General features: G+C 55.3%; 18 protein-coding genes and 8 pseudogenes. 12 read left to right on the plus strand and 14 right to left on the minus strand.

The window, feature by feature from the left end:
• A pseudogene (locus tag Q7W83_RS10030) lies at positions 1-919 on the minus strand (IS3 family transposase); the annotation flags it as partial.
• Positions 920-1,217: 298 nt separating this feature from the next.
• On the opposite strand from Q7W83_RS10030, the gene Q7W83_RS10035 reads away from it, so the two are divergent.
• The 3 genes from Q7W83_RS10035 to Q7W83_RS10045 are packed head-to-tail and all read left to right on the plus strand — an operon-like array spanning position 1,218 to position 3,209.
• Positions 1,218-1,799, plus strand: coding sequence for a TetR/AcrR family transcriptional regulator (locus tag Q7W83_RS10035; RefSeq protein WP_473655954.1), 582 nt, complete (start codon positions 1,218-1,220; stop codon positions 1,797-1,799).
• Positions 1,800-1,820: 21 nt separating this feature from the next.
• Positions 1,821-2,498 (plus strand): glutathione S-transferase family protein, encoded by a 678-nt coding sequence (locus Q7W83_RS10040; protein ID WP_473655955.1) that lies wholly within the window; start codon positions 1,821-1,823, stop codon positions 2,496-2,498.
• A gap of 12 nt (positions 2,499-2,510) precedes the next feature.
• Entirely contained in the window at positions 2,511-3,209 is a 699-nt protein-coding gene (locus Q7W83_RS10045; RefSeq protein WP_473655956.1) for a glutathione S-transferase N-terminal domain-containing protein, read from the plus strand.
• A gap of 57 nt (positions 3,210-3,266) precedes the next feature.
• Here the strand turns inward: Q7W83_RS10045 and Q7W83_RS10050 are convergent, their stop codons facing one another.
• The 5 genes from Q7W83_RS10050 to Q7W83_RS10070 all read right to left on the minus strand — a co-directional run bounded on the left by Q7W83_RS10050 (position 3,267) and on the right by Q7W83_RS10070 (position 6,608).
• Positions 3,267-4,013, minus strand: coding sequence for a YkgJ family cysteine cluster protein (locus Q7W83_RS10050; RefSeq protein WP_473655957.1), 747 nt, complete (start codon positions 4,011-4,013; stop codon positions 3,267-3,269).
• A gap of 151 nt (positions 4,014-4,164) precedes the next feature.
• Positions 4,165-4,638 (minus strand): DoxX family protein, encoded by a 474-nt coding sequence (locus Q7W83_RS10055; RefSeq protein WP_094468396.1) that lies wholly within the window; start codon positions 4,636-4,638, stop codon positions 4,165-4,167.
• 35 nt (positions 4,639-4,673) lie between these two features.
• Positions 4,674-5,438, minus strand: coding sequence for an HvfC/BufC family peptide modification chaperone (locus Q7W83_RS10060; protein WP_473655958.1), 765 nt, complete (start codon positions 5,436-5,438; stop codon positions 4,674-4,676).
• Entirely contained in the window at positions 5,435-6,289 is an 855-nt protein-coding gene (gene bufB, locus Q7W83_RS10065) for an MNIO family bufferin maturase (RefSeq protein ID WP_473655959.1), read from the minus strand. The genes Q7W83_RS10060 and bufB overlap by 4 nt, the downstream gene beginning before the upstream one ends.
• Before the next feature lie 28 nt (positions 6,290-6,317).
• A complete protein-coding gene (locus tag Q7W83_RS10070; RefSeq protein WP_473655960.1) occupies positions 6,318-6,608 on the minus strand; it encodes a BufA1 family periplasmic bufferin-type metallophore in 291 nt (96 codons plus the stop codon).
• A gap of 262 nt (positions 6,609-6,870) precedes the next feature.
• On the opposite strand from Q7W83_RS10070, the gene Q7W83_RS10075 reads away from it, so the two are divergent.
• The 3 genes from Q7W83_RS10075 to Q7W83_RS10085 all read left to right on the plus strand — a co-directional run bounded on the left by Q7W83_RS10075 (position 6,871) and on the right by Q7W83_RS10085 (position 8,559).
• Entirely contained in the window at positions 6,871-7,443 is a 573-nt protein-coding gene (locus Q7W83_RS10075; RefSeq protein WP_473655961.1) for a sigma-70 family RNA polymerase sigma factor, read from the plus strand.
• Positions 7,440-8,081, plus strand: coding sequence for a DUF1109 domain-containing protein (locus Q7W83_RS10080; protein WP_473655962.1), 642 nt, complete (start codon positions 7,440-7,442; stop codon positions 8,079-8,081). Before Q7W83_RS10075 ends, Q7W83_RS10080 begins: the two co-directional genes overlap by 4 nt.
• A gap of 112 nt (positions 8,082-8,193) precedes the next feature.
• The gene (locus tag Q7W83_RS10085; RefSeq protein WP_473655963.1) at positions 8,194-8,559 is read left to right on the plus strand and encodes a histone-like nucleoid-structuring protein, MvaT/MvaU family; all 366 of its coding nucleotides are present in this window, start codon (positions 8,194-8,196) and stop codon (positions 8,557-8,559) included.
• 131 nt (positions 8,560-8,690) lie between these two features.
• On the opposite strand, the pseudogene Q7W83_RS10090 reads toward Q7W83_RS10085, so the two are convergent.
• Positions 8,691-9,395 (minus strand): annotated as a pseudogene (locus Q7W83_RS10090) (methyl-accepting chemotaxis protein); the annotation flags it as partial.
• On the opposite strand from Q7W83_RS10090, the pseudogene Q7W83_RS10095 reads away from it, so the two are divergent.
• From Q7W83_RS10095 to Q7W83_RS10105, 3 genes and pseudogenes are all read left to right on the plus strand, one after another.
• Positions 9,376-9,729: pseudogene (locus tag Q7W83_RS10095) on the plus strand (methyl-accepting chemotaxis protein); the annotation flags it as partial. The pseudogenes Q7W83_RS10090 and Q7W83_RS10095 overlap by 20 nt on opposite strands.
• 51 nt (positions 9,730-9,780) lie before the next feature.
• Positions 9,781-9,942: pseudogene (locus tag Q7W83_RS10100) on the plus strand (hypothetical protein); the annotation flags it as partial.
• A 180-nt stretch (positions 9,943-10,122) separates the two neighbouring features.
• Complete coding sequence (locus Q7W83_RS10105; RefSeq protein ID WP_473655964.1) at positions 10,123-10,926, plus strand: CHAD domain-containing protein; 804 nt, start codon at positions 10,123-10,125, stop codon at positions 10,924-10,926.
• Between the two features lie 514 nt (positions 10,927-11,440).
• Here Q7W83_RS10105 and Q7W83_RS10110 read toward each other — a convergent pair.
• From Q7W83_RS10110 to Q7W83_RS10120, 3 genes and pseudogenes are all read right to left on the minus strand, one after another.
• A pseudogene (locus Q7W83_RS10110) lies at positions 11,441-11,536 on the minus strand (transposase domain-containing protein); the annotation flags it as partial.
• The gene (locus Q7W83_RS10115; RefSeq protein ID WP_473655965.1) at positions 11,537-12,547 is read right to left on the minus strand and encodes a zinc-dependent alcohol dehydrogenase family protein; all 1,011 of its coding nucleotides are present in this window, start codon (positions 12,545-12,547) and stop codon (positions 11,537-11,539) included. It lies immediately after the preceding pseudogene.
• Between the two features lie 55 nt (positions 12,548-12,602).
• Positions 12,603-12,899: an ArsR/SmtB family transcription factor gene (locus Q7W83_RS10120; protein WP_072405141.1), complete on the minus strand. Its 297-nt coding sequence runs from the start codon at positions 12,897-12,899 to the stop codon at positions 12,603-12,605.
• A 386-nt stretch (positions 12,900-13,285) separates the two neighbouring features.
• Between Q7W83_RS10120 and Q7W83_RS10125 the strand changes: the two are divergent.
• A pseudogene (locus Q7W83_RS10125) lies at positions 13,286-13,519 on the plus strand (nickel/cobalt efflux protein RcnA); the annotation flags it as partial.
• 107 nt (positions 13,520-13,626) lie between these two features.
• Here the strand turns inward: Q7W83_RS10125 and Q7W83_RS10130 are convergent.
• Positions 13,627-14,073, minus strand: coding sequence for a PAS domain-containing protein (locus tag Q7W83_RS10130; protein WP_473655966.1), 447 nt, complete (start codon positions 14,071-14,073; stop codon positions 13,627-13,629).
• Between the two features lie 38 nt (positions 14,074-14,111).
• Positions 14,112-15,095 carry an oxidoreductase gene (locus Q7W83_RS10135; RefSeq protein ID WP_473655967.1) on the minus strand — a complete coding sequence of 328 codons (984 nt, stop codon included), beginning with the start codon at positions 15,093-15,095 and terminating at the stop codon, positions 14,112-14,114.
• 2 nt (positions 15,096-15,097) lie between these two features.
• On the opposite strand from Q7W83_RS10135, the pseudogene Q7W83_RS10140 reads away from it, so the two are divergent.
• Positions 15,098-15,463, plus strand: a pseudogene (locus Q7W83_RS10140) (IS66 family transposase); the annotation flags it as partial.
• A gap of 179 nt (positions 15,464-15,642) precedes the next feature.
• Here Q7W83_RS10140 and Q7W83_RS10145 read toward each other — a convergent pair.
• Positions 15,643-17,169: pseudogene (locus Q7W83_RS10145) on the minus strand (putative bifunctional diguanylate cyclase/phosphodiesterase); the annotation flags it as partial.
• A gap of 240 nt (positions 17,170-17,409) precedes the next feature.
• A complete protein-coding gene (locus Q7W83_RS10150) occupies positions 17,410-19,707 on the minus strand; it encodes a fatty acid cis/trans isomerase (protein WP_473655968.1) in 2,298 nt (765 codons plus the stop codon).
• A 156-nt stretch (positions 19,708-19,863) separates the two neighbouring features.
• Here Q7W83_RS10150 and metH point away from each other — a divergent pair, with 156 nt between their 5' ends.
• Positions 19,864-23,574, plus strand: a complete 3,711-nt coding sequence (gene metH, locus Q7W83_RS10155; protein ID WP_473655969.1) for a methionine synthase — start codon at positions 19,864-19,866, stop codon at positions 23,572-23,574.
• The last annotated feature ends 179 nt before the right edge of the window (positions 23,575-23,753 follow it).

The following is a 23,753-nucleotide window of genomic DNA, read 5'->3' on the forward strand; positions in this document are numbered from 1 at the left end:
ACTGGCAACCAAATTGTTCGCTTTCAAAAAACTGCGCCAATCGGAGCTGCTGTACTGGCTGCCCTGGTCGGAGTGAACCATCACCTCCTGTTTCGGTTTTCGCCTCCAAACCGCCATCAATAACGCATCAATGGCCAAATCACTGGTCATCTGCGACTTCATTGACCATCCAACGACCTGACGAGAAAACAGATCCAGCACCACCGCCAAATACAGCCAGCCTTCATACGTACGAATGTAAGTGATGTCGGTGACCCAACTTTGTTGGGTTCTACGACATCGAACTGGCGCTTCAGTAAATTGGGTGAGGCGACCGCAGGCTTACCGCCGTATTTGCCAGGACGGCGTCGATACCCTGTCTGAGAGCGCAGACTTTCAAGACGCATCAGCCTCGCCACACGATGCCGACCACAATCCTCACCGACTTCGCGCAGATCGTCATGGACTTTGCGATAGCCATAAACGCCGCCGCTCTCCAGCCAGGAATGCTTGATCAAACCCAGCAGTCGCTGGTCGTCTTCGGCGCGTATAGATTGCGGCTCAGACAGCCAGGCGCAATAACCGCTGGGATGGACTTTCAGCGTCAGGCAAAGCCGTCGAATCGAATAGTCGCCCGCTCGCTGCTTGATAAAGGCGTACTTCAACCGCACTCCTTGGCAAAGTACGCGGCGGCCTTTTTTAAGATGTCTCGCTATTCGGTGACCCGCTTGAGTTCGGCTCGCAGACGACGCAGTTCAGCGTGCTGATCGTCGTCTTGCTGCCGTTCTGCTTGAGGTTTGCTGTAGCGCTTTATCCAGGCATAGAGGCTATGCGTCGACACACCAAGACGTGCTGCCACATCAGCGACAGGCAGCTTCTTTTCGGTCACTTGATTGACCGCTTGGATTTTGAATTCTTCGGGATAACGTGGGTTGCTCATGGCACCTCCTGATTGGCCTCAGTTTAAGGCAGGAGGTGTGTACGAAACCCGGGCCGATTAAGAGTGAGCTTTCCCTGAGTTACTGAATTGAGACCCGCATCCGTCAAGCAGTAGCCTCGCAACGGAAGTCCTGATGCTTGCAGGGTAGGGCTCGCCCCCTCGGTTACAGCGCAAACCCGAAGAATACGGAATCGAAAATTCATTTTGTGTCGATCGATACAAAACATGTGTTATGGTCTGTTAGAAACCTGCAGAGATTATTCAGTCAATGGGCCGCCCTCGTACATTCGATGAGTCAATGGTTCTAAGCGCCGCAGTCGAAGCCTTCTGGACGCATGGATATGAGGGCACTTCCACCCGAGATCTGGTCAAGGCAACAGGCCTAAACCAGCCAAGCCTGTACAACGCCTTTGGCGATAAACGCAGTCTTTATCGTCGCTCCCTTGATCACTATCTGGAATGCAGTGTGCGCGAGCGAATTCAGCGTCTTGAAGGCTTGCCTCATTCTGGAATGGCCGTTACCAGGTTTTTTGCAGAACTGGTAGATCGCACGCTGAACGATCCCCTTCATCGCGGATGCCTGCTGGTAAATTCGGCCATCGAGGCGAGAGCAGATGACGCAGACTTGCGTCAGGCAGTGGTAGATGAGCTCCAGACAATTCGAAGTTTTTTTGAAGGCCGGCTGGTTGCCTTCACCACGCAACGCGACGTTGCTGGAGAAGTCGATGCAACGGCGGGCGCCAATCACCTCCTTAGCGTATTGCTAGGCGTTCGAGTGTTGGCGCGAATTAATCCTGATCCTGCGTGTGTCACAGACGCTATTGGTATTGCACTCAAAAGTCTTGGGCTTCCGCCCCTGGCACTTTGCGACATTCACTGACCGCCACTACACGGAGTCAACATGATCAAGTTCTACTATCACCCGTCACCCAACCCCGCAAAAGTTGCGCTTTTCCTCGAGGAAGCAGGTCTTGCGTACGAACTCATCCCTGTCGATACCCGCAAGGGAGAGCAGCACGATCCGGCGTTTCTCAAGATCAACCCAAACGCCAAGACACCGGCTTTGGTTGACGGCGACACCGTAGTGTTCGACAGCAACGCCATACTGCTTTACCTGGCGGAAAAGAGCGGAAAATTCCTGCCCGCTGACAATCTGAAAGCCCGTGGCGAAATGTATTCCTGGCTCATGTTCGTCGCGACTGGCATCGGCCCGTACTCTGGTCAGGCAGTGCATTTCAAACACTTCGCCCCCGATCCCAAAGATTACGCCGTTACCCGTTACACCTTCGAAGCCTGGCGTCACTGGACGATCATCAACGACCGCTTGGCAAACATGCCTTACATGTTAGGAAATGAGTACACGTTGGTGGATATGGCGGTGTGGGGCTGGGCGCGTGCAGTACCTTTCATCCTGGGTGACGAAGCTTGGGGGAAACTTCCAAACGTCAAACGGCTCCTTGATGAAATCAATGCGCGACCGGCAGCCCAGCGAGCTGAAGCACTGAAGACCCAACACAGTTACAAGACCGAAATGGATGCTGACGCCCGTAAAGCGATGTTCCCTCAGATTATTCAGTAGAGGTGCAAGATCATGATCGACCTGCATTACTGGACTACCCCTAACGGGCACAAAATTTCCATGTTCCTTGAAGAGTCGGGCCTGCCTTATCGCATCGTGCCGGTGAACATTGGGAAAGGGGAGCAATTCACGCCTTCATTTTTAAAAATTGCTCCCAATAATCGTATTCCAGCCATTGTCGATCATGTGCCACTGGACGGTGGTCAGCCGTTGTCAGTCTTCGAGTCGGGCGCCATTTTGTTGTACCTGGCAGATAAAACTCATCAGTTCATTCCTGGCGATCTACGAGGGCGCAACGAAACCTTGCAGTGGTTGTTCTGGCAAATGGGTGGGTTGGGGCCGATGGCGGGGCAGAATCATCACTTCGTACAATACGCTCCGGTGCCAATTCCCTATGCGCAGGAGCGCTACGTCAAGGAAACCGCTCGATTGTATGGCGTGTTGAATAAACACTTGGCGGATGGCCGTGACTACATCGCTGGCGACTACAGCATTGCCGACATGGCCAGTTATCCATGGATTGTGCCCCACGTCCGGCAGCAGCAAGAGCTTGCCGACTTCCCTCATTTGGCTCGCTGGTTTGAGCGAGTAGGTGATCGACCTGCGACAAAGCGTGCATATGCGATGGCGGAACGAATCTACATCGCTCCGGTCGTCGACGAGGAAACACGCAAGCTGCTATTCAATCAGGACGCGAGCACGGTTCGATAAGCGATCGTTGGTGAAGAGCAATCCATCATACATTTATGGTCGGTCTGTGAAGGCAGTTCATAAAGTATGGAAGATGTAATCGGTGGAATCGTTGGCAGCCATTACTAGATTCGCCATGGCCAATCGTTCATTGAGTGATGGATCATCGACCCGTACTAGCCACTCATAATCTGGATGATCCTCTGAGTTACCTATGGCGCTGTCTATCGCCTCTAGCAAATTTGTCCGAGGCGGAAAATAAACGGCCAGCGCATTGTCTTTCCAACTCGCCACATTTAATCCCAGTTGCGCACAAATGGCGACTTTGCTTGTGGCGTCGGAGTTGTCTGCCAGTCGAGACTGATGGATGAGCGCTTCTAGCGCTGGATTGGCTCGTCCATCGGTACATAGAATATCGTTGCTCTCCCACGCTTCTGGCGGGCACACCTTGTTTTCTTGGAGTAACGGGATAAATGGGTTGATTTCCATTGGATAAATTCGACAAACCAACGGGCGCTCGTCGTAGATACCGCACAGATTATCCGCTCTGAGGTTGGGACATTGCTCGAGGGCTTTGCCAGCAAATACGGCGATGACGTTTATCCGTGCATCGCCACAACGAACGCTTACCGACCGACCTTTGGCGTGGGCGAATTCCTCTGATGAACGAGGCCAGTTCGATTCGTCGAAGGCTTCGACAATCACTGCGACTTCATCCCCCCTAGTCAGCCACTGTTGTGCTTCAGCTAACGTCAACGGTATCAGTCTGCCTTTGCAGCAAATACCGCAGCCTACGCAGGAAAATCGGACGGCATTACTTTGCATGTGAATTACCTGGAAGTTGCAGCCCTACGGAAGGCGGGCGTTGTACTGGCGTGATTTGCGGCGCACGGAGAACGAAGCGTTTAGCGGTACACTGGTTGCCGAAAACCATGAACAAGGTTGCTTTCTGAAACCATGCTCAATGGTGAAGGTTTCATCGGATGCCCAGCCGCCGATCAAGTGAAAGTGATCCAGCCCCGCGCGCGACTATGAGCAGCAGTAGGCCTGCCCAAGAGAGGTGAGTTGGCCAGGCATCGGGGTACACAAACACTTCGATTACAAAGGTCATGCCCAGCAGTGCCAATGCTGATAGACGGGTAAACAGACCCAGCACCAGAAGCACAGGAAACAGATGCTCGCTGTACGTCGAGAGGTGCGCCGCCAGTTCTGGAGAGATCAACGGCAATGCGTACTCCGTGCGGAAAAGCTCGTATGTGCTCGGAGTGATTGTCATAAAGTCCGAGACTTTGGTGCGTCCGGACATGAAGAAAATGGCGGCAATAGCAATGCGCGCCACCAGAACCAAAAACGAATCGCCGATGAGTGTGCTCAGCCGGTTCGCGACGAGATTCCAGAGTCCGCGCAGGGAGTGGTCAGCGGCGGGTGAGCGGGTTTGGAGAGTGTCCATGTCGTGCTCCTTTAATGATGTCAGTAACCGGTTTTTCAGGAGGAAAGACCCAAGTCCATAGAAACGAATGCATCGGCACTCACCAGGCGGATAATGAGATTCTCCAGATTCAAGTCTGGTTCGGCTTCTATGGCTTTATCTGCCGCGAGATCGAGGGGCAGGTGCGCTGTACAGGCGTCGAGAAAGGCACAATCAGCAGCACTGGCGGGTTGCCAATGCACGCGACCGGCTTTACGTGTCAGCAGCGCGCCTTCGCCTTGCCATTCGAGTTCCTCTGGCATTTCCAGTTGTTCGCGATTGACACGCCATATGGTGTAGGCCGGGCAGTCAGGTAACCAGAGCCAACCGGCTGCGGCCCTTGGTGTCAGCCACAGATTGCCAAGTTCTGTCTCGGTAAACTGCGACAAGTCGCTCAGATCCAGACCCGGTTCATCAATGGCGCAATGAACGTGTGTCCAGAGCAAATCCAGCCGGGCGACACCGCCTAAGTAAGGCATTTCTCGCGCAGGCTCAAATTCGTCGAGAAAGCGGGGGAAGTCGGTGCCGTAGTGCAGCAACCGGGCATCCGTTGGCGGCGAAAGGCGTGCGTATATCGCCACCGCACTTCTGAGCCAGTCAGTGCCCACCAGGCGCTCAACAGTTGGAAAGTTGGCGAGCAGCGCATCAGTCGAACCCTTGAGTACTGTATTGCGATACACCGTAAAACCAGGCTGAGTGGTAAGTGAGTCCATGAGGGATGATTCGATGCCGTACAACGCATCCACGAATGCATCCTGAAAACTCGCAAGGGATGGTTTCATATCGCCACCTGCAATCGCTGGTTTTGCCCAAGGTTCAACACGGTCTGTGCCCGGTTGCGTTCGGACAGTAAAACGTCGAAGTCAGGGATATGATCATCACGTTCAATCAGTGTAGGGCGCAGGCCGATCCTCTCGATCAGACGTCGATACAAAGACCAGACGTCCTCGGCGATAGGGGCATCGTGGGTATCAATCAGTAACGTGGAGTTGCCAGGATCTTCGGCGAATCCTGCTAGATGAATCTCCATGATCGCTTTCGCCGGAAACGCATCCAGATAGGTAGCCGCATCGAACCCCAGGTTATGGGCGCTGATGTGCACGTTATTCACATCCAGCAGCAAACCGCAGCCCGTTCGCCGACTCAGCTCGGTGAGAAAGTCGAGCTCGCTGTAGTCATGTCCATCGAAGTGCAAATAGTGGGTCGGATTTTCGATCGCAATGCGACGTCCGAGGATATCTTGTGTGCGTTGAATATTGCCTGCGATGCGCTGCAAGGCTTCTCCGGTACGGGGAAAGGGCAGTAGGTCAGGATGGTACTTTCCGCGCCAGGTTGACCACGCCAGATGCTCGGAGATTAAGGCCGGTTGAACGCGATCCGCGAGCATTTTCAGACGTTTCAAATGCTCTTCGTCCGGCGGGCAATCGGCGGCCAGTGATAGCGATACACCATGCAACGACAGTGGGTGTCGCTCACCAATGGCTTCCAGCCATGCCAAACGGGGGCCACCGCCAACCATGTAGTTTTCCGGATGAACTTCGAACCAGAGACCCTCGACGGTACACTCGAGGGCGTCCTCATAATGGTTCGGTTTGAGACCGAGTCCGGCCCCTATCTGGAATGGCTTATTCATGATTGGCGTGTGCCCCATGGTGACGGTATTACATAGGTGCGAGGGTGCCGGTGCCTTTTGGCGTCTTGATGCTGGTGCAAGTACCCGCTGGAACGTTTTTCCAGGCGTTAGGCTGGTAGTCCATTTTGGCAGTGCCTGCACAGGTGGTGCCGGCGCCGGCTTTGCAATCGTTGTGACCAGCCATGGCAACGCCGTAACATTTTTCCATGGCACCTGCTTTATCCATGGAACCGGCTGCGGTTGGGGTCTCTGCGGCAATGGCGCCAGCGGCGAAGGAAGAAAAGGCAACGGCGAGGGCGGCAAGTCTCAGATTGTTCATGGCTGTTACTCCGGGATCATGGGGATGGGTCGTCGTATCAGTGCAGGATGCTCTGTACTTGCGATCCGATAAGTAGTTCGCTGGCTTCTCCTTTCCGGTTACAGCCACCACAAAATATTTTTCAAAAACTTTTCATAAGCCGCAAACAAGGTTGATTGTTGCCTTATGTCCTTGAGCGCAAGCATCATCCGTTGCCTGTCGTCAGGGCTGGCGTTGAATAGGTACAAAAAAATTTTTACTCCTCGTGTAACCAGGGCGGACGATGGAACGAACTACATGTAACGACGCGTTGCGCAGCCGAGAGATGCAGCTTCATGCTCTGTTCCTCGCAGGCCTTGAGGGCGACGAGCGGGCTTATCGCTCGTTCCTGTCGGTGTTAAGTGGTCATGTACGCGGCTTTTTGCGCGCCCGGCTGCAACGCCAGCCCAGCGAAATCGAGGACTTGCTGCAAGAGGTGCTGCTGGCCGTGCATAACGGTCGCCATACGTATCAGACGGATCAACCCCTGACGGCGTGGGTTTTTGCCATCACCCGCTACAAACTCACAGATTTTTTCCGAGGACGGTCGCGCCATGAGGTCTTCAACGACACCCTCGACGATGCGGCGGAACTGTTTGCCGAGCCTCAACTTGAACCGGCGCAGGCCAGTCGCGACCTGGGCAAGTTACTTGAGCAATTACCTGAGCGTCAGCGTCTGCCGATCATGCACGTGAAGCTTGAGGGATTGTCCGTCACAGAAACTGCGCAAATGACAGGTTTGTCGGAGTCAGCCGTTAAGATCGGCATCCATCGCGGGCTTAAAGCGCTGGCACTTAAGATTAGAGGTGCACTATGAAAACTGATGATTTTATTGGCATGCTCGCCTCCGGGATCACCCCGGTAGACCGGCATGCGCTTGCCAAACGCTTCAGTGTTGCGGTGCTGGCAGGGCTTGTAGTTGCCACCTTGCTGGTGACGATCATATTGGGTGTCCGCCCAGACCTGGCCACAGTTGCAACAACCCCTATCTTCTGGGCGAAGATCGCCTTCCCGCTGAGTCTGATGATCGGCGCTCTGAGCGTGGTGACGCGACTGGCAAGACCTGGAGTAACTCCGGGCACCGGAAGCCTCCTGATCGGTGCAACGGTGGCAGCGGTGTGGGCCGGTACCCTCTATGTCCTCATGACTGCAGTTCCCGATACGCGCGTCGCGATCATTCTGGGCAAGACTTGGCGGGTATGCGCGATGAACATCACCTTGCTCTCGATTCCTGGGTTTATTGCTGTTTTCTGGGCCCTACGCGGGATGGCCCCGACGCGACTGTCACTGACGGGTGCCTGTGGTGGATTATTGGCGAGTGCGATGGCTACGATTGCCTATTGCCTGCATTGCCCTGAAATGGAGGCTCCATTTTGGGGGGCCTGGTATTTGCTGGGTATGTTAGTTCCGACTGCCTTAGGCGCATTACTAGGGCCGCGATGGCTTCGCTGGTAGCAATAATGGTTGATAATGCCTCGGTGGCTCTTCATGGATTTTCGCTCCAAGCGCAAAAGATGTGTTAGCCGAGCGCTTTTTTCGTACATACAAATCACATATGAGATTTACCATGTCCAAACTCGCAGAATACCGTCAACTCGAAAAACACCTCGCCGAACAGCTTCAAGCTCTCGAAGCGCTGAAAGGTGATGCTGGCCTGAAGAAAGAAATTGAATTTGAAACAAAGCTGCGCGCTTTGCTCGCCGAGTACGGTTATAGCCTGCTGAACGTGATCAACTTGCTTGATCCTAAGGCTGGACGTCGCGCACCAGCTGCCGAGTCTAAATCAGGTACTCGTAAGCCTCGCCAAGTGAAGGTCTACAAAAAACCTAACTCGGGCGAAGTCGTGGAAACCAAAGGCGGCAACCACAAAACGCTGAAGGAATGGAAAGCGAAATACGGTTCCGACACTGTCGAGTCCTGGCTGACCAAGTGAGTTTGGTTTGAGTACAAAGGGCCTGAGAGGGCCCTTAATTAGTTGGCTAGGAAGAGGACATGAACGAGAAAGCAGCGCGTTTACTTTGGCTGCCCAGGCAATGACAACGCCGGTGGTTAAGCGCATTGGGACTATCGATTAAAGCGTTCGACCAACGAATATTGAGTTGCAGCTGTCTTGGTCAACTCCTTGCTTAGTTCTGCTGAGTGATGAGCTTGCTCCGATGTCTGATCCGCCAGTTGGGCAATGGTGGTGATGTTACGGCTGATTTCCTCGGCGACAGCGGTTTGCTCTTCAGTGGCGGCGGCAATCTGCGTTGTCATATCAGTGATGTTGGCTACGGCTTCACTGATTCCTACCAACGCCTTGTCTGCTTCAAGTACCCACGCCACACCTTCTTCGGCTTGACGATGACCGCTTTCCATTGTCTGTACGGCATTGTTAGAGGAAGTCTGAAGCTTGGTGATCAGGTCATGGATCTGCTTAGTGGACTCAGACGTGCGCTGTGCCAACTGACGTACCTCGTCAGCCACCACAGCGAAGCCTCGACCCATATCGCCAGCGCGCGCGGCCTCGATCGCGGCATTCAGTGCCAGTAAGTTGGTTTGATCGGCAATACCTTTGATTACGTCGACCACTGTTCCGATTTCGTTGCTGTCCTTGGCCAACTGCGCGACGGTCTCCACAGTTTCACCCACCACTGCAGAGAGGCGCTGGATCGCTTCGCGGGTATCTCGGGCAATGTCGCGTCCGGTCAGCCGGTTAGCCTCCTGGGTGGCGTCAGCAGTGCGCTGGACATGGCTCGCGACTTCTTGTGTGGTCGCCGCCATCCGGGGTATCGCCGAGCAGACTAACCTTCTTGCCTTGAATGCTGCAATCGAAGCTGCAAGAGCGGGTTAGCAGGGGCGAGGTTTTGCCGTAGTCGCCGATGAAGTACGAAACCTCGCTGCGCGCACTGCCCAGGCCACCGTAGAAATCGTCGACGTAGTCAAGCGCAACCATGAACTAGCTCAGGACGCAGTCGACAGCATGCAGGCTAGTCGTCACAAGGTCGATCAAGGCGTCAGCTTGGTCAATGAAGCCGGTCAAGTGATAGACGAAATTCAGAGCGGTGCACGACAAGTAGTAGACGCAGTGCGTCAGTTTACCAAGGCGCTGGAAGAACTCTGATGTGTTCGAACCATTGATTTGATGATCTGTAAATGTACTCTCCCCTTGGTGCTTTTCCTGACGGTCAGGGCCGACGCCGTTCCCCATGCACTATTGCACAACCTGCTGCATAACCAGGTGCTTCACGAGCTGAAGAATGCCAATAGCAATCTAAAGTATTTCAAATTGCCACTGAACAGAGTGATTGAACTGGGAACGCAGATGGAGATTTAACAACCTATAAGGCCGTACCTCTGCGGCCTTTTTCCCTGAAGTACCCATGGCTAGCGTTCGGGCAAAGTTTCTTGTTTCATGCGGTCGCCGAGTACGCGTAGCAGTTCTTAAGTTGGGTCAACGCTTGGTGATCTGCGCCTCTGCTAAGCTCGTCGTTTGCCTATTCAATGGGATGACCGTATGTCTTTCGTAGACAATTTCGTTGCTGAGATACTGGCTCTTCAGGTTGCTCTGTATCACTCCCGTTCTCGGTTGGAGGCGAGGACTGATAGCGAGGCTTTGCATGACCTCAGAATCGCTGTGAGGCGCATCCGGAGCCTACTTCGACCGATGCGTTCGATGAGCGAAGTCGTGGCGCTGAACCATGCTGCTGCGGAAGTGGGAAGGCTAACCACGCCGGCCCGCGATTTGGAGGTGATGATTCAGGAGTTAGAGGAAAGGGGCTTTCCTGTCCAGGCGCAGCTCAGAACAGCGCGTTTGGCGTCTGACTACTCCAAAATTCTAAAAAGCGCAGCTCTCCAGAACTTGTTCATCCAGTTGGATGAGTGGCCCTCAAATTTTCGTTTGGCTGAGATCAACGGCGGTTTAAAGCAGGCCCAGCCTCAAATTGAAAAAGCACTCAAAAAGCAGATTGACCGATTGCATGCGGCGGTAGACGACGCTGTGTTTGATCGGCATGAGTTGAGAATCTTGGTCAAGCGGACTCGCTATCTGACGGAGGCTTTTCCGAAATTGTCACCGCTTTCGGGTGAAGCAGCGAATTCTCTCAAAGCCCTGCAGTCGGCTTTGGGGGCTTGGCATGACCATTATCAGTGGTGCCAAAAAGCGTTGATCGAATCCGACCTACTCCCGCTGGAAAAGGTTTGGCAGCGCTGCGCAGCGACTGCACTCGAAAAAGCGGAGACTCAATTGAAAGACTTGGCAACACGGCTGCCAAAATCCTCGGGCAAAAAAAAGCCGGCTAAAGTGGCAGCCAGAGAATAAGCGCGGGTTGAGTCGCCTGAGTATTACGCTTTCAGAAAGTTTTAAAAACGATGACTGGTTTTTCCTTCAAAGCAGGTGCCTTGGAGAAGCCAGTTCAGCTAGGGGCAGTTTATGCTGATAGTTAAAGGGTGGACTGCAATTACGCGAACTTCCCGACTTTTTATGAACGCTTCGGCTTCGGCATAGCTGCGAAATAAATTCACCATCCATCCACACAATCCAACCTTTGGGGCGTATTTGCTACTTCGATTCTGAGTCGCATCATGAGAATCATTTCCAAAGGCAGTTCGGGAAAATGACGAACTAGGAAAAAAAACTTGTGCCCTTTTGAGAACCTAGTATCGATATAGTGAATTGAGTGAGAGGTTTCTCTCAGTGCCTCAATTCCCCTTCTGACTGACTCGACTGGGTAATTGCACGGGCTTGCCCACCCATTTGCATTTAACCGACTATCCCAACCATCACACTGCGTGGCCATGACCGGCAGAAAACGACCCATCGCTGCCGTTGCGACAGGCAGCAATGGGCCAATCAATCTCGTCCGCTGCGTCGGCAGCCATGTCAGCATATCTTTGAGATAGGCATATGGATCATGCCCATTCATGTGGGCTTAGATATCCAGGCAAATTTTGCCGAAATGCTGGTTGGTTTCCTGATACTTGAACGCTTCGACAATCTCGCTCAAAGGGAAATGACGATCAATAATCGGGCGCATGCCATTAGCATTGATGGCTCGGATCATGTCTTGCTGCTGGCTGCGGCTACCCACCAATACCCCCTGCAGAAGCACTTGCTTGATCAGTGCCGGTACAAAATTCATTGCACCGCTTACGCCACTCAGTATCCCGATGACGGAAATGTGACCAGCAACCCGAATTGCAAGCATCGATTGCTCAAGCGTCGCAGGGCCGCCGACTTCGATGATGTGGTCAACACCACGGCCACCCGTTAGAGCGCGTGCAGTTTCGCCCCAGTTAAGGTCTTTGCGGTAATTGATTACATGATCAGCGCCTAGAGCTTTCAGACGTTCAAGCTTTTCGTCGCTTGAAGAGGTAGCAATGACGGTAGCACCGGCCATTTTAGCGAACTGCAGGGCGAAAATTGAAACGCCACCAGTGCCTTGGACGAGCACGGTGTCGCCCGGTTTGAGTGAGTCATCGGCCATCAGGGCGCGCCATGCAGTAAGGCCGGCGGTGGTAAGCGTCGACGCTTCAGCATGGCTGTAGCCAGTAGGCGCGAGGGTGAACGATGTGGCTTTGGCCGTCACTTGCTCACGAGCGTAGCCGTCAATGCCATCGCCTGGCACGCTGACAAAGCCTTCAACCAGTGGCACACCGTCGATCCACTCCGGGAAGAAGGTGCTGACGACCGAGTCACCCACCTTGAATTCAGTGACATCTGGGCCGACAGCAATGACCTCACCGGCACCATCGGCCATGGGGATGCGTTTTTCGCTAGGGCCCCACATACCGCTGACCACCGCGAAGTCGTGGTAGTTGAGCGAGTTGGCGTGGAGGCGTACGGTGATTTCGCCACGCGCTGCGGCTCGGACTTCGCTGCTGCCAACCATAACGTTTTCATAGCCGCCACCGGGTTGGACGAAGATAGTTTTGCTGCTCATAGGGGGTTCCTTATGTTTTCTAATTACGCGAAATAACGAAATGAAAATTTAAAAATTACAACTCGATGATCAGCCTAGCCGCAAAGTCATCAATCGCCTGCTCATTGCGCCGGTAGTAAGTCCACTTTCCGATGCGGGTGGTTAGCACGAAGCCTGCACGTTGCAAGATAGCTAAATGTGCAGACGCGGTAGAAGGTGAAAGCCCAGCTTTGTGCTGCAAATGGGTTACGCACACTCCTATCGCAGGATCGCCATGATCCTGAGGTGGGAAATTACTGAGTGGGTCTTTGAGCCACTCCATCATTTGCATGCGAGTGTCATTGCCCAAGGCTTTGAGCTGTTCGAGTATCATGGTTGGGGATGTTACGCTTTTTTACGAAATGTTCAATAAGTAATCTATTACCTTCGCGAGGGTTTGAAATAAAAAAAACGCATCCAGCTGAATCGAGCCTACGTTTATAGACGCATTGAATAACTGCTTGGACTACCCCGCTCGGCGTGTTTTCATCGTCTTGCCGTCGTTTTTCTCGGGGGTTGCTCTAGTGCTTTATCCAGGCAAAGGGGCTATGGGTTGGCACACGAAGACGCGCCGCCACATCAGCGACAGACGGCTTTTTCGGTCACTTGATTGCCCGCTTGGATTTGGATTCTTCGAGATGACGTGGGTTGCTCATGGCAACTCGTGATTGGCCTCAGTTTAAGGCAAGGATGTGTCTACGAAACCCGGGCCGATTCAGTCTTCAGGTTAAAGAAGTCGCGCTGGGAGGCATGCTCGTCCTGAGCTTTAGCATCGGATTGGCGCTCACCCTGGTCACTGTAGGTGCTGCGGCAGCTATTGGTGCTAAACAAGCTTCCAACCGTTGGCCATGGCTGGGTACTGTTGCTCGGCGTGCGCCTTACCTGTCCAGTGTCTTGATCATCGGTGTTGGTCTGTACGTCGGCTTCCATGGCTGGATCGGATTGAACGCATAAGGCGATGTCCGAGTGTTTGAACTCACCAGCTACGTTGGTCTGTTTCCGGCAGCATTCGGTGCCGCCAGTTATGTTCAAAGTTGTTCTTTCTCTGAGTGCTCTTGGGCTTAGCGTTGCAATTGAGCCAGCTGGGTCTTCAGCTGTGCGACTTCAGCTTCCAGTTCACGCACTCGCTCTTTGGCCTCAACTTCGACGCTGACGTCCTTTTGGATACCGATGAAGTAGGTGAGTTGATCGGTGTCGTTGAACACTGGGGTGATCGACAGCTCGTTCCAGAAGGCGCTGCCATCCTTGCGATAGTTGCGAACGACTTGCCGGCAGGGGAGAAGGTTCCTTATCGCCTCGCGGATTACTGTCAAACCGGCTTGATCACGGTCATCACCCTGTAGGAAACGGCAGTCCTGGTACAGGATGTCGTCAACGCTGTACCCCGTCAGGCGCTGAAAGGCCGGGTTGGCATAAATTAGGATATTTTCGTCGCCTTCCTGCTCTGCTACCACGATGCCATCGTTGGATGCTTCAACCACCAGTTTCAGCAGTTCTGCGTTGATCATTTTCAGAGCCCCAGTGAATGACATATCATTTTTGGCGGTTACCCACCATACACAGAGTAATGAGTATAACCCTTGGCATTACCACCATACACTGAGGCTGAGTTCAGAGGGTTAGGCGGCCAATCGTTCGCGATTCTGGCCGGTAGATCCGGATTGGCCATGAACGTACGGCCGAAAGCTATGACGTCGGCCAGTCCTGAATCCAGCAAATGCGTACCGCTTTGTGCGGTGTAACGACCGGCATAGATCATCGCTCCACTGACGGTACTACGGACTGCGCGACGGAACGATTCCGGCATCCGTGGTGCACTATCCCAGTCCACTTCTGCGATGGAGAGGTAAGCAATGCCGGCATCCTCAAGTAATTTGATCGCTTCGATGTAGGTAGTATGAGGATCGTCTTCAACCATCCCGAGGTAAGTGCGCTCCTCATCGGTGCTGCTGAACAAAGGCGCGAAACGTACGCCGACCTTCTCTTTACCAATACACGCGGTTACCCCAGCTACTACCTCACGCAGAAACCGCAAGCGGTTTTGAAGGGAACCGCCGTACTGGTCTTCGCGAATATTGCTGTGGGCTGAAATGAACTGATTGATCAGGTAACCATTGGCGCAATGTAGCTTAATACCGTCGAAGCCTGCTTCTATGGCATTACGTGCCGCCTGAATGTAAAGCTGTACAAGTTCTTCATTTTCACGAGTGGTCAGAGCTCTTGGGGTTGACGGCTTCACCAATGCTTCGGCACCTTGATCGGTGTCTATGAGGACGCTCACTCGGTCGGTCGCAATTGCAAAAGCCGAAACAGGAGCTGCACTCTCAGATTGCAGGGCGGTGTGAAAGGCGCGTCCTACGTGCCAGAGCTGCGCGAAGATAACGCCTTCGCGGGCATGCACAGCTTCGGCCACTTTACGCCATCCGGCGATCTGCTCGGCTGTATGGATGCCTAGAGTCCAAGCATAACCTTGTGGTTCGATTTGAGTGCCCTCGGTAACAATCAAGCCCCAATCATCAAGACGCTGCATGGCTGCATGCCTGCATGCTGGCCCAGCGCGATTTTGTGCCCAATGGATCAGCAACGGCCAAAGCCCTGAATTACAGTCTCAAACGCTGGGTAACGCTGACGCGCTACCAGGAAGGCGGAGCCGTGCCCATCGACAATAACCAAGAGGAGAACCAGATCCGGCCATGGGCACTTGGGCGCTCAAACTGGTTGTTTGCCGTGTCGCTTCGCAGTGGCAAACGGGCGGCGGCGATCATGAGTCTGATCCAGTCGCCCCCCATGAACAGGCATGATCCGTATGCATATTTGAAGGACGTGCTGACTCGTTTGCCGACGCAGCGGACGAGTGAAATGGATCAGTTGCTGCCGCATAAGTGGCAGCCGGTCTAATCACGCAAGGCGTGATGTCGGATCCATACTTCTAACCAATCATCAAGACAGGCTGATTGCCCAACAGATGTCTCTGCAGGTCAGTCGCGTCGCCTCTTTGGCAGTCATGCTAACGGTAAAGCCTAAAGTGGGACTTTGAGAACACCAAGGGTCGCAATAGAACTTATCTTAATTTTGGCTCACATTTTATTACAGGTACTATTCACAACATTCGTCGGTATTAAGCGCTCGAACTCGGTCAGCGGCATTGGTCGGCCAAATAGGTAGCCTTGGAAACTCTGGCAGCCGAGCTCTAATAGAGCGATGTATTGCTCATGAGTCTCAACCCCTTCGGCAATAACTTCTAGCTGCAGACTGCTGGCCAGTGCGCAGATGGATCTGATGATTGCAAGACTATTTTTATCTCTTGGCAGCTCGCGAACAAAGGACTGGTCGATCTTCAACTGATCTAGGGACAATTGCTGCAAGTAAGCCAGCGACGAGTAACCCGTACCAAAGTCGTCGATCGAGAAACGAATGCCATGCGCCTTGAGTTCACATATGCGAGCAATCGCACTTGGTAAATCGTCAAGCAGCAGCGTCTCGGTGAGCTCTAATTTTAGTCTGTGGGGGTCTGCGCCACTTCGCTCCAAAGTCTGGAACACTTGCTCGACAAAATTTTTCTGGTAGAGGAGGCGTGCACTTAGATTGACGGATAAACTGAGCGATGCTGTTGCCGATTGGCGACTCCATAATGCTAGCTGATGGCAAGCCTTCTGCAGCATTTGCATATCCAGCGTTTCAATCAACCCGGCGAGCTCAGCCACCTCAACAAAGGCCGCTGGACTCAGTAGACCACGCTTAGGGTGTTGCCAACGTGCCAATACTTCAGCGCCAACCAAACAACCTTTGTCATCAAGCTGTGGTTGCAGGTAGGGTATGAACTCTTCGGACAATAGTCCCCGCCGGATATCCTGTTCTAGATTTAGTCGCTCGCTAACAGCTTCTTGCATGCGCGGATCGAAGAACCGCACAGTATGTTTGCCCGCAGCTTTTGCCTCGTACATCGACAGGTCAGCGCGTTGCATGAGTTCATCTATTGAGCAAGACTCGTCATTAAATAGGGTTACGCCGATACTCGCGCTGCTGTGCAGTTCTAGTCCGTCAATTTGGTAAGGTTCGGCCAGTGTCGCTAGCAGTAATGCAGTGATATGCTCGACCTGAATGGCGGCCTGTTCTGGTTGCTTGTTGAGATGCTCTAGCAGCACCACGAATTCATCGCCGCCAAGGCGTGCCACGGTTTTACTCACCCGCACTACGCCGTTGAGCCGCTCAGCAACCAGACACAAAACTTTGTCACCAATATGATGCCCATGCAGATCGTTGATGTTCTTGAACCCGTCGAGGTCTAGAAACATAAGCGCTGCGCATTCGCCGCTAGTCACGCAACCATCCAACACGTGCTGTAAGCGATCGAGGAGAAGGCTTCGATTGGGGAGGTCGGTCAGCCCATCAAAAAAGGCAAGGCGTTGGATTCGCTCCTCGGCCGCCTTCCGCTCGGAGGTATCGTCAATCGATGCGACGTAATTGATGACCTGGCCCTGGGTATTTCGCACCGCGCTGATCGACAGCCATTGCGGGAAAATCTCCCCGTTTTTACGCCGATTCCAGATTTCGCCTTGCCAGCGATCCCCTGCCTTTAGCTGTTCCCACATGCTTTGATAAAAGTAAGCGTCCGCCGAAGTCACCTTGCGTGACTCAGGCGGGCATCCACCGATGCGGCAGCAGTTGAAACGTAAAGGATGTCCCCGGTTTCAATCGTAAAGGATGTGTCCGTTTCTACACCGCGATGGCGCCATCACATTCAACATTGATGGCGACTGATCCATCGCTATCGCGGGCAAGCCCGCCCACAGGGGTTCAACGGCGCCTCAAGATTGGGACATCAGGCATCTATCAAAAGTCGATCAAAGATTCTGGTAGCGGTTCATGTCCAGCACACCCTCTTCCACCGGGTCGGTTTCGTGGACGTACTGGCTCAGGTCATGGAAGTAAAACCAGAACTGCGGATGACTACGACGAATCCCCCATCGTTCGACGATTTGCTCGAAACGATGGGCATCCCTGGCGCTTTCCATCGCCTCCACAAACGCTGGTACTTGCTCGGCGGGAATGTTGAACATGAAGTTCGGATAGCTGCTGAGCACGCCGGGAAACAGGGTGAGCGTGTCGAGCCCCGGCTGATAACGCAGCGACTCGCCGAGCAGGAATGCGACGTTGCTGTGCGCGCGGTTGCGCAACAGGCTATAGACCTCACGCTTGCCGCTCGTCGTTTCGATACGCAGCATCGTCGCTTCCGGCAACTGATCGATAACTTTCAGCCCGGCAGCCGGACGCGAGGTCAGGCGGCTGAGCGCCTGTTCGGCACTCTGTAATGCCGGATCGATGTTTGGCCGCGAGCAATAAGCCCCGTCGCAGCGATTGATCGGGTCGGGCCTGGCGTTGAGTTCACCGTATCGAGCCAGCAACTGCATGGCAAAGTCGCGCTTCGGGTCTTTCTCGTCGAGTTTCAGCGCCGTCGGTTTGTCGTTGTCGATGGCTTCATAGTCCAGCCACATCTTGAATTTGCCACCGCTCTGATACCAGTCATCGAGATAGCCATCGCGTGAATCGGCGGGCATCAGGCGCAGGAAGTTCTGCTCGGCGCCGTTGCGAATCAGGTCGAAGTACAGGCGCGTCTGCGCCTGATGGGAGACGTTACCGAACACGTCGAAGTTGACTGCCAACTGATAATACGTGCGCTCCAGCAACGGGAAATCGAATAGCCACATGGTTTGTGGCACGTCGCCGATCAGGCCCTTGTTTACCGAAGCACTGTCGAAGTGCCGGAAGATCGTCAGCAGCGCGTTGTCGTTACCGGCCCACAAGGTCGACCAGCTCGGCGCCGGCGCGTCGGCATAGTTGTCGCGGCGCAACGCCTCGTATTCGTTGCGTTTATCGCGGTAGTCGTGCCACAGGCTCAGCACACTGCCGACGTCGTCGTTCTGCCCCGGCATCGCCAGCAACGGCGTGGCTTGGCCGCGATAGTTCGGGTCGACGATGTAGAGATCGTGTTCCGGCGCCTGAAACAATGCCCAGAAGTTATCGCGAATCACGTCGGTGGCTATCTGGCCACGGCACACCGGCCCGCGGATAAAGGTGCGCACAAAGTATTCGGCGTTATCGAGCATGAACTGATAGCGCGCCTGCGCCGGGATCGCCTCAAACGTGCTGAACGGATTGGCCCGGCGCTCGGGGCCGTACCCCGGCAAGGCATTGACCTGCCAGTTGCCGTTGTAGAACAGGCTTTTGATCCGCGCCATCTTCGCCGCACTCAGCGGATAAGTGATGTGGGTCTTCTGTACGATCACACCCTGCACCGGCCACAAGCGGTAATACACCTGCGTGCCCGGATCGTCATTCGGGCGGCGAGTGTTGATCAGGTCAATCGGCTGGCCGGTCGGCGTGCGCGAACGCACCCACTGGAAGAAATGCCCCGGCTCGCCGTCCTTGAAGTAAAGGTGGGCGAGGAACCAGTGTTCAAACAACCAGCGCCCCACCAGGCTTTGGCGAGCGCCCGGCGCGTTGAGCAGGTTTTCCCATTGCACCACTTGCAAGGCTTCTTTGGCCGACGGCACCAGACCTTGCTCATCGATTGGCGCGCCCGAAGCCAGCCAGCGTTGCAGCGTCTGGTACTGCTGATCGGTCAGGCCGGTAACCGCCAGCGGCATGCCTTCCTTCGGATGCGCGCTGGCGTAACCGTCGAACTCGCCCGGCATCGCGCACATGTTTTCCCGATTCAGACCCAGGACAATGTCTTCGGGCAACTTGGCGTTGGGCGTCAGCGGTGTTTTGTGGCCCAGCTCCAGCATCCGCGCCATTAACGCGGCCTGGCTGCCCTGGGCATCGAGCACCGGGTAGAAGCCTTTTTGCTGCCAGGCGTGCTTGCCGAAGGCGTCATAAAACAACCGGGTCGGCGCGGCAGCCAGGCTGCGCTCGCCATCGTAGACCGAGACTTTCGACGCGCCGCGCGCAGCCCCCTCGCCACTGCCCAGATTGAGCTGACAGGGGGCGTCATTGCAGGCATGGCAGGCCACGCACTTTTCGGTGAAGATCGGTTGGATGTCGCGGCTGTAGGAAATGCCAGTAGAAATCGCCGGCTCCTGCGCTACGGCGCCCCAGCTTAAAAACAGCAATACGCTGCTGATGACGACGCGATACGACATGTCCCTGTTCCCGATCCTTGAAAAAACGCCGCGATTCTACCGGGACAGCGCCCGCATCAACATGAACGATATTCATGCAAAAACCGCACATGCTCTAAAAGCGCACAGGTTTGCTATGATCCCGGCCCTTCGTCATGGTCTTTCCGAGTAGTCCCAATGTCCGATCGCAGTGTTCGCCTTCAAGCCCTCAAGCACGCCCTCAAAGAGCGCATTCTGATTCTCGATGGCGGCATGGGCACGATGATCCAGAGCTACAAGCTCGAAGAGCAGGATTATCGCGGCAAACGCTTTGCCGACTGGCCAAGCGATGTCAAAGGCAACAACGACCTGTTGGTGTTGACGCGCCCGGACGTGATTGGCGGCATCGAAAAAGCCTACCTGGATGCCGGCGCGGACATTCTGGAAACCAACACCTTCAACGCCACCCGGATTTCCATGGCCGATTACGGCATGGAAGAACTGGCCTACGAACTGAACGTAGAAGGCGCTCGCCTGGCCCGCAAGGTCGCCGACGCGAAAACCCTCGAGAACCCGGACAAGCCACGCTTCGTCGCCGGCGTGCTCGGCCCGACCAGCCGCACCTGCTCGTTGTCGCCGGACGTGAACAACCCCGGCTACCGCAACGTGACCTTCGATGAACTGGTGGTGAACTACACCGAGGCCACCAAAGGCCTGATCGAAGGCGGCGCCGACCTGATCCTGATCGAAACCATCTTCGACACCCTCAACGCCAAAGCCGCGATCTTCGCCGTGCAAGGGGTGTTTGAAGAACTGGGCGTCGAACTGCCGATCATGATCTCCGGCACTATCACCGACGCCTCCGGCCGCACCCTGTCGGGCCAGACCACTGAAGCGTTCTGGAACTCCGTGGCCCATGCCAAACCAATTTCGGTCGGTCTGAACTGCGCGCTCGGCGCCAGCGAACTGCGTCCGTACCTTGAAGAGCTGTCGAACAAGGCCGGCACCCACGTCTCCGCACACCCGAATGCCGGTCTGCCAAACGAATTCGGCGAGTACGACGAACTGCCGTCGGAAACCGCCAAAGTCATCGAAGAATTCGCCCAGAGCGGCTTCCTCAATATCGTTGGCGGCTGCTGCGGCACCACGCCGGGGCACATCGAAGCCATCGCCAAAGCCGTCGCCGGTTATGCGCCGCGGGAAATCCCGGACATCGCGAAGGCCTGCCGCCTCTCCGGCCTGGAACCGTTCACCATCGATCGCAGCTCGTTGTTCGTCAACGTCGGTGAGCGCACCAACATCACCGGTTCGGCAAAATTTGCCCGCCTGATCCGTGAAGACAACTACACCGAAGCCCTGGAAGTCGCCCTGCAGCAGGTCGAAGCCGGCGCTCAGGTGATCGACATCAACATGGACGAAGGGATGCTCGATTCGAAGAAGGCGATGGTGACCTTCCTCAATCTGATTGCGGGTGAACCGGACATCTCCCGCGTGCCGATCATGATCGACTCCTCGAAGTGGGAAGTCATCGAAGCCGGCCTCAAGTGCATCCAGGGCAAAGGCATCGTCAACTCGATCAGCATGAAAGAAGGCGTCGAGCAGTTCATTCATCACGCCAAACTGTGCAAGCGCTACGGCGCCGCCGTGGTCGTAATGGCGTTCGACGAAGCCGGTCAGGCCGACACCGAAGCGCGCAAGAAAGAAATCTGCAAACGCTCCTACGACATTCTGGTCAACGACGTCGGCTTCCCGCCGGAAGACATCATTTTCGACCCAAACATCTTCGCCGTGGCCACCGGCATCGAAGAACACAACAACTACGCCGTGGACTTCATCAACGCCTGTGCCTACATCCGTGACGAGCTGCCGTATGCGCTGACCTCGGGCGGCGTGTCCAACGTGTCGTTCTCGTTCCGGGGCAACAACCCGGTGCGTGAGGCGATTCACTCGGTGTTCCTGCTGTATGCGATCCGCAACGGCCTGACCATGGGCATCGTCAACGCCGGTCAGCTGGAAATCTACGACCAGATCCCGGTGGAACTGCGCGACGCCGTCGAAGACGTGGTGCTCAACCGCACCCCGCACGGCACCGACGCCCTCCTCGCCATTGCCGACAAGTACAAGGGCGACGGCAGCGTCAAGGAAGCCGAGACCGAAGAGTGGCGCGGCTGGGACGTCAACAAGCGTCTGGAGCATGCGCTGGTCAAAGGCATCACCACACACATCGTTGAAGACACCGAAGAGTCGCGCCAGTCGTTCGCGCGCCCGATCGAGGTGATCGAAGGCCCGCTGATGTCCGGCATGAACATCGTCGGTGACCTGTTCGGTGCCGGCAAAATGTTCCTGCCACAGGTGGTGAAATCTGCCCGTGTGATGAAGCAGGCGGTGGCGCACTTGATTCCGTTCATCGAACTGGAAAAAGGCGACAAGCCGGAAGCCAAGGGCAAGATCCTCATGGCGACGGTGAAAGGCGACGTGCACGACATCGGCAAGAACATTGTCGGCGTGGTACTCGGCTGCAACGGCTATGACATCGTCGATCTCGGCGTGATGGTGCCGGCGGAGAAGATCCTGCAGGTGGCCAAGGAGCAGAAGTGCGACATCATCGGTCTGTCCGGTTTGATCACGCCGTCGCTGGATGAAATGGTCCACGTGGCCCGCGAGATGCAGCGTCAGGACTTCCACCTGCCGCTGATGATCGGCGGCGCGACCACTTCCAAGGCACACACGGCGGTGAAGATCGAGCCGAAGTACAGCAACGACGCGGTGATCTACGTCACCGACGCCTCCCGCGCCGTGGGCGTGGCGACGCAGTTGCTGTCCAAGGAATTGAAACCGGCGTTCGTCGAGAAGACCCGCCTGGAATACATCGACGTTCGCGAGCGTACCGCCAACCGCAGCGCCCGTACCGAACGCCTGAGCTATGCGGCCGCCATCGCCAAGAAGCCGCAGTTCGACTGGAGCACCTACGCGCCGGTCAAACCGACGTTCACCGGCGCCAAAGTGCTGGACAACATCGACCTGAAAGTCCTGGCCGAGTACATCGACTGGACCCCGTTCTTCATCTCCTGGGACCTGGCCGGCAAGTTCCCGCGCATCCTCGAAGACGAAGTGGTCGGTGAAGCCGCCACCGCGCTATACGCCGATGCCAAGGAAATGCTCGCCAAACTGATCGACGAGAAACTGATCAGCGCCCGCGCAGTGTTCGGTTTCTGGCCGGCCAACCAGGTGCGTGACGACGACATCGAAGTCTATGGCGATGACGGCAAGCCTTTGGCCAAGTTGCATCACCTGCGCCAGCAGATCATCAAGACCGACGGCAAGCCGAACTTCTCCCTCGCCGACTTCGTGGCGCCGAAGGACAGCGAAATCACCGACTACGTGGGTGGTTTCATCACCACCGCCGGCATCGGCGCCGAAGAAGTGGCCAAGGCGTATCAAGACGCCGGCGACGATTACAACTCGATCATGGTCAAGGCCCTGGCCGACCGTCTGGCTGAGGCCTGCGCCGAATGGCTGCACCAGCAGGTTCGCAAGGATTACTGGGGTTACGCCAAGGACGAGACACTGGACAACGAGGCACTGATCAAAGAGCAATACACCGGCATCCGCCCTGCTCCTGGCTACCCGGCCTGCCCGGATCACACCGAGAAATCGACGCTGTTTGCCTTGCTCGATCCTGAAGCGAGCGAAATGAAGGCGGGTCGCAGCGGCGTGTTCCTCACCGAGCACTACGCGATGTTCCCGGCGGCGGCGGTCAGCGGCTGGTACTTCGCTCACCCGCAGGCGCAGTATTTCGCGGTAGGCAAGGTCGACAAGGATCAGGTGCAGAGCTACACCTCGCGCAAGGGTCAGGAGTTGAGCGTGACCGAGCGCTGGCTGGCGCCGAACCTCGGCTACGACAACTAAGATCAATCGCCTGGCCACATTCCCGTGGCCAACTGAGATCCCTGTGGGAGCGGGCTTGCCCGCGATGGGGCCCTGCCAGTCAACATTATGGGTGACTGTCAGTCCGCCATCGCGGGCAAGCCCGCTCCCACAGGATTTGTACCCTCCCGGATTGGATTGTCTATGCTTACGCTTCACAC

Source organism: Pseudomonas sp. 300, assembly GCF_055803035.1.

Excerpts from the sequence above, each read along its gene's own strand:
- Q7W83_RS10035 (WP_473655954.1), top strand. The coding sequence starts at position 1,218 with ATGGTTCTAAGCGCCGCAGTCGAAGCCTTCTGGACGCATGGATATGAG.
- Q7W83_RS10040 (WP_473655955.1), top strand. The coding sequence starts at position 1,821 with ATGATCAAGTTCTACTATCACCCGTCACCCAACCCCGCAAAAGTTGCG.
- Q7W83_RS10045 (WP_473655956.1), top strand. The coding sequence starts at position 2,511 with ATGATCGACCTGCATTACTGGACTACCCCTAACGGGCACAAAATTTCC.
- Q7W83_RS10050 (WP_473655957.1), bottom strand. The coding sequence starts at position 4,013 with ATGCAAAGTAATGCCGTCCGATTTTCCTGCGTAGGCTGCGGTATTTGC.
- Q7W83_RS10055 (WP_094468396.1), bottom strand. The coding sequence starts at position 4,638 with ATGGACACTCTCCAAACCCGCTCACCCGCCGCTGACCACTCCCTGCGC.
- Q7W83_RS10060 (WP_473655958.1), bottom strand. The coding sequence starts at position 5,438 with ATGAAACCATCCCTTGCGAGTTTTCAGGATGCATTCGTGGATGCGTTG.
- bufB (WP_473655959.1), bottom strand. The coding sequence starts at position 6,289 with ATGAATAAGCCATTCCAGATAGGGGCCGGACTCGGTCTCAAACCGAAC.
- Q7W83_RS10070 (WP_473655960.1), bottom strand. The coding sequence starts at position 6,608 with ATGAACAATCTGAGACTTGCCGCCCTCGCCGTTGCCTTTTCTTCCTTC.
- Q7W83_RS10075 (WP_473655961.1), top strand. The coding sequence starts at position 6,871 with ATGGAACGAACTACATGTAACGACGCGTTGCGCAGCCGAGAGATGCAG.
- Q7W83_RS10080 (WP_473655962.1), top strand. The coding sequence starts at position 7,440 with ATGAAAACTGATGATTTTATTGGCATGCTCGCCTCCGGGATCACCCCG.
- Q7W83_RS10085 (WP_473655963.1), top strand. The coding sequence starts at position 8,194 with ATGTCCAAACTCGCAGAATACCGTCAACTCGAAAAACACCTCGCCGAA.
- Q7W83_RS10105 (WP_473655964.1), top strand. The coding sequence starts at position 10,123 with ATGTCTTTCGTAGACAATTTCGTTGCTGAGATACTGGCTCTTCAGGTT.
- Q7W83_RS10115 (WP_473655965.1), bottom strand. The coding sequence starts at position 12,547 with ATGAGCAGCAAAACTATCTTCGTCCAACCCGGTGGCGGCTATGAAAAC.
- Q7W83_RS10120 (WP_072405141.1), bottom strand. The coding sequence starts at position 12,899 with ATGATACTCGAACAGCTCAAAGCCTTGGGCAATGACACTCGCATGCAA.
- Q7W83_RS10130 (WP_473655966.1), bottom strand. The coding sequence starts at position 14,073 with ATGATCAACGCAGAACTGCTGAAACTGGTGGTTGAAGCATCCAACGAT.
- Q7W83_RS10135 (WP_473655967.1), bottom strand. The coding sequence starts at position 15,095 with ATGCAGCGTCTTGATGATTGGGGCTTGATTGTTACCGAGGGCACTCAA.
- Q7W83_RS10150 (WP_473655968.1), bottom strand. The coding sequence starts at position 19,707 with ATGTCGTATCGCGTCGTCATCAGCAGCGTATTGCTGTTTTTAAGCTGG.
- metH (WP_473655969.1), top strand. The coding sequence starts at position 19,864 with ATGTCCGATCGCAGTGTTCGCCTTCAAGCCCTCAAGCACGCCCTCAAA.